Origin of the sequence: Streptomyces sp. NPDC048383 (genome assembly GCF_040651775.1) — a bacterium.
Taxonomy (GTDB): Bacteria; Actinomycetota; Actinomycetes; order Streptomycetales; family Streptomycetaceae; genus Streptomyces.
Window position 1 is genome coordinate 1 of sequence record NZ_JBEZKS010000152.1, and the last position, 1,092, is coordinate 1,092.

The following is a 1,092-nucleotide window of genomic DNA, read 5'->3' on the forward strand; positions in this document are numbered from 1 at the left end:
CGGTCGCCACCACGGTCATCACGACGGAAACCGCCGCCACCACCCGCAGGACGCCCACCACGGTCATCGTCACGACGCGGGTACGACGGACGGTCGCCACCACGGTCGTCACGACGCGGGAAGGACGGACGGTCGCCACCACGGTCATCACGACGGAAACCGCCGCCACCACCCGCAGGACGCCCACCACGGTCATCGTCGCGACGCGGGTACGACGGACGGTCCCCACCACGGTCATCACGACCGCCACGGAACCCACCACGCTCGTCATCACGACGCGGGAAGGACGGACGGTCACCACCACGGTCGTCACGACGGAAACCGCCGCCACCACCAGAAGGACGGTCGCCGCCGGCGCCGCCACGGTATCCACCACCGGAAGGACGGTCGCCGCCGCCCCGGTAGCCACCGCCGGAAGGACGGTCGCCGCCGGAAGGACGGTCGCCGCCGGAAGGACGGTCGCCGCCGGCGGGACGCCCACCGCGGTCGTCACGACGGAAACCGCCGCCACCACCGGTCGGACGGCCATCGCGGTCGTCGCGGCGGAAGCCACCACGGTCACCGCCACGGTCGTCACGACGGAAGCCGCCCCTGTCACCGCCGTCGTTGCGCCGAGGCTCGCGCTCCGGACGATCGTCGGGAGAGTTGGACATGGGTGTGACTCCTGTCTTCGGGGTACCGCTAGTCATTCTTGCGCAACCAACCCATGGCCGCGCTTCGGCGTAAAAGAGGTGAAAAACAAAAAGGACCCCTGGTCCAGCGTTGAACGCTGGACCAGGGGTCCTTTGAAAAATTGTTCGGCGGCGTCCTACTCTCCCACAGGGTCCCCCCTGCAGTACCATCGGCGCTGAAAGGCTTAGCTTCCGGGTTCGGAATGTAACCGGGCGTTTCCCTAACGCTATGACCACCGAAACCCTAATCGGTTTCGAGCGAACAAGCACACTTTGTAGTTATGTTCTAGCTCTAGAAACCAGCAACCGTTCGTTGCTTCAGAACCAACACAGTGGACGCGAGCAACTGAGGACAAGCCCTCGGCCTATTAGTACCAGTCAGCTCCACCCGTTACCGGGCTTCCACATCTGGCCTATCAAC

General features: G+C 65.4%; 2 rRNA genes and 1 pseudogene. All 3 read right to left on the minus strand.

Annotated features, from left to right (window positions below):
• Positions 1-577 (minus strand): annotated as a pseudogene (locus AB0D46_RS38545) (hypothetical protein); the annotation flags it as partial.
• 218 nt (positions 578-795) lie between these two features.
• Positions 796-912 (minus strand): 5S ribosomal RNA (rrf, locus tag AB0D46_RS38550).
• Between the two features lie 107 nt (positions 913-1,019).
• Positions 1,020-1,092: ribosomal RNA gene (locus AB0D46_RS38555) — 23S ribosomal RNA — on the minus strand; the annotation flags it as partial.